Source organism: Mycobacterium sp. IS-1496, from assembly GCF_001499995.1.
Taxonomy (GTDB): domain Bacteria; phylum Actinomycetota; class Actinomycetes; order Mycobacteriales; family Mycobacteriaceae; genus Mycobacterium.
In genome coordinates this window covers 1-3,785 of sequence record NZ_LQIU01000057.1, presented here as the reverse complement: position 1 = coordinate 3,785, position 3,785 = coordinate 1, and the positions used below count along the sequence as shown (strand labels likewise).

At 56.6% G+C, this 3,785-nt stretch carries 2 rRNA genes; both read left to right on the top strand.

The window, feature by feature from the left end:
- Positions 1-362 precede the first annotated feature (362 nt).
- Positions 363-3,483: ribosomal RNA gene (locus AU195_RS22535) — 23S ribosomal RNA — on the top strand.
- Between the two features lie 137 nt (positions 3,484-3,620).
- A 5S ribosomal RNA gene (gene rrf, locus AU195_RS22530) occupies positions 3,621-3,735 on the top strand.
- Positions 3,736-3,785: the final 50 nt, after the last annotated feature.

The window sequence follows — 3,785 nt, the reverse complement described above, 5'->3', positions numbered from 1 at the left end:
CAAACGTGTTCGGCCGGTTGGGAAGTCGGTCGGCGAAGAGATTGCCAGACACACTGTTGGGTCCTGAGGCAACAGGCCCGCGGGCTCATCTCGGAATGGGGATGGGTGCCGGCCCTCGGATGGTGGATGCTTCGGTGTTCGGGTTCGGGGGTTCTGGTTGCTGCCCTGCTTTGGTGGTGGGGTGTGGTGTTTGATTTGTGGATAGTGGTTGCGAGCATCGAGACGCTGATGCTGCTGGTGGTGGTCCTGCCCTGTGGGGTGGGGGTGCTGGTGGTGGTGTTGGTGTTTGGTGTAATGCAAATTTTTCTGATGCCCGCATGCCCTGTTGGGGGTGTGTGGGTGACTCATTTTTTGGTTTTGTGTTGTAAGTGTTTAAGGGCGCATGGTGGATGCCTTGGCACTGGGAGCCGATGAAGGACGTGGGAGGCTGCGATATGCCTCGGGGAGCTGCCAACCGAGCGTGGATCCGAGGATGTCCGAATGGGGAAACCCGGCACGAGTGATGTCGTGTCACCTGTATCTGAATACATAGGGTGCAGGGGGGAACGCGGGGAAGTGAAACATCTCAGTACCCGTAGGAAGAGAAAACAAAAGTGATTCCGTGAGTAGTGGCGAGCGAAAGCGGAGGATGGCTAAACCGTGCACATGTGATACCCGGCAGGGGTTGTGTGTGTGGTGTTGTGGGGTGCATCAGTCCTGGGTCTGCCGGTCTGGGCTGCAGTGAGAAAAGTGCGTGTTAGGTGAACTGGTTTGGGATGGCCGACCGTAGAGGGTGAGAGTCCCGTAGGTGAAAACATGTGCTCTGTAGTGATGTGTCCCCGAGTAGCAGCGGGCCCGTGGAATCTGCTGTGAATCTGCCGGGACCACCCGGTAAGCCTGAATACTTCCCAGTGACCGATAGCGGATTAGTACCGTGAGGGAATGGTGAAAAGTACCCCGGGAGGGGAGTGAAAGAGTACCTGAAACCGTGTGCCTACAATCCGTCAGAGCCCTCCCTTGTGGTGGGGTGATGGCGTGCCTTTTGAAGAATGAGCCTGCGAGTCAGGGACATGTCGCGAGGTTAACCCGGGTGGGGTAGCCGTAGCGAAAGCGAGTCTGAATAGGGCGTATCCACACAACAGTGTGTGGTGTAGTGGTGTGTTCTGGACCCGAAGCGGAGTGATCTACCCATGGCCAGGGTGAAGCGACGGTAAGACGTCGTGGAGGCCCGAACCCACTTAGGTTGAAGACTGAGGGGATGAGCTGTGGGTAGGGGTGAAAGGCCAATCAAACTCCGTGATAGCTGGTTCTCCCCGAAATGCATTTAGGTGCAGCGTTGCATGCTTCTTGTTGGAGGTAGAGCTACTGGATGGCCGATGGGCCTCACAAGGTTACTGACGTCAGCCAAACTCCGAATGCCGACAAGTGAGAGTGTGGCAGTGAGACGGCGGGGGATAAGCTCCGTGCGTCGAGAGGGAAACAGCCCAGATCGCCGGCTAAGGCCCCTAAGCGTGTGCTAAGTGGAAAAGGATGTGCAGTCGCGAAGACAACCAGGAGGTTGGCTTAGAAGCAGCCACCCTTGAAAGAGTGCGTAATAGCTCACTGGTCAAGTGATTGTGCGCCGATAATGTAGCGGGGCTCAAGCACACCGCCGAAGCCGCGGCAATCAACGTTTGTTGGTTGGGTAGGGGAGCGTCCTGCATCCGGTGAAGCAGCAGAGTGATCTAGCTGTGGAGGGTGTGGGAGTGAGAATGCAGGCATGAGTAGCGATAAGGCAAGTGAGAACCTTGCCCGCCGAAAGACCAAGGGTTCCTGGGCCAGGCCAGTCCGCCCAGGGTGAGTCGGGACCTAAGGCGAGGCCGACAGGCGTAGTCGATGGACAACGGGTTGATATTCCCGTACCCGTGTGTGAGCGTCCCTGATGAATCAGCGGTACTAACCGCCCAAACCATGGATCACCGATCCCTTCGGGGTGAGGGGTTCATGCGCTGCGCGGGACCTTCGTTGGTAGTAGTCAAGCGATGGGGTGACGCAGGAAGGTAGCCGTACCAGTCAGTGGTTGTACTGGGGTAAGCCTGTAGGGAGAAACCTAGGCAAATCCGGGTTTCACATATCCTGAGAGGTGATGCATAGCCGATTGAGGCGAATTCGGTGATCCTATGCTGCCAAGAAAAGCCTCTAGCGAGTGCACACACGGCCCGTACCCCAAACCGACACAGGTGGTCAGGTAGAGAATACCAAGGCGTACGAGTGAACTATGGTTAAGGAACTCGGCAAAATGCCCCCGTAACTTCGGGAGAAGGGGGACCTCCATACCGTCAACACCTTCGCGGTGGGCAGCGGGAGGGGGTGGCACAAACCAGTGAGAAGCGACTGTTTACTAAAAACACAGGTCCGTGCGAAGTCGCAAGACGATGTATACGGACTGACGCCTGCCCGGTGCTGGAAGGTTAAGAGGACCGGTTAACCCTTCGGGGTGAAGCTGAGAATTTAAGCCCCAGTAAACGGCGGTGGTAACTATAACCATCCTAAGGTAGCGAAATTCCTTGTCGGGTAAGTTCCGACCTGCACGAATGGCGTAACGACTTCTCAACTGTCTCAACCATAGACTCGGCGAAATTGCATTACGAGTAAAGATGCTCGTTACGCGCGGCAGGACGAAAAGACCCCGGGACCTTCACTACAACTTGGTATTGGAGTTCGGTTCGGTTTGTGTAGGATAGGTGGGAGACTGTGAAGCGGCCACGCCAGTGGTTGTGGAGTCGTTGTTGAAATACCACTCTGATCGTATTGGGCTTCTAACTTCGAACCGTATATCCGGTTCAGGGACAGTGCCTGGTGGGTAGTTTAACTGGGGCGGTTGCCTCCTAAAATGTAACGGAGGCGCCCAAAGGTTCCCTCAACCTGGACGGCAATCAGGTGTTGAGTGTAAGTGCACAAGGGAGCTTGACTGCGAGACGTACATGTCGAGCAGGGACGAAAGTCGGGACTAGTGATCCGGCACCTCTGAGTGGAAGGGGTGTCGCTCAACGGATAAAAGGTACCCCGGGGATAACAGGCTGATCTTCCCCAAGAGTCCATATCGACGGGATGGTTTGGCACCTCGATGTCGGCTCGTCGCATCCTGGGGCTGGAGCAGGTCCCAAGGGTTGGGCTGTTCGCCCATTAAAGCGGCACGCGAGCTGGGTTTAGAACGTCGTGAGACAGTTCGGTCTCTATCCGCCGCGCGCGTCAGAAGCTTGAGGAAATCTGTCCCTAGTACGAGAGGACCGGGACGGACGAACCTCTGGTACACCAGTTGTCCCACCAGGGGCACCGCTGGATAGCCACGTTCGGACAGGATAACCGCTGAAAGCATCTAAGCGGGAAACCCCCTCCAAGACCAGGCTTCTCACCCATCAAGTGGGATAAGGCCCCCCGCAGACCACGGGATCGATAGACCAGACCTAGAAGACCAGCAATGGTCGCAGGGAACTGGCACTAACCGGCCGAAAACTTACACACACCCAAAACACCACGTGTGTACACCAATGCCTCGCAACCACACCACACCAGAATCAACCACGATTCACACCCCACCACCAAAAAACACTTCCCCCACCCACCCGGTGGGGGCACTCAGAAACGAGTGAAAATAAAGTTACGGCGGTCCATAGCGGCAGGGAAACGCCCGGTCCCATCCCGAACCCGGAAGCTAAGCCTGCCAGCGCCGATGATACTACCCACAACGGGTGGAAAAGTAGGACACCGCCGAACACCCTTTACCCTCGGCCCTCCGACCACAATCGGAGGGCCGAGGCATTTCT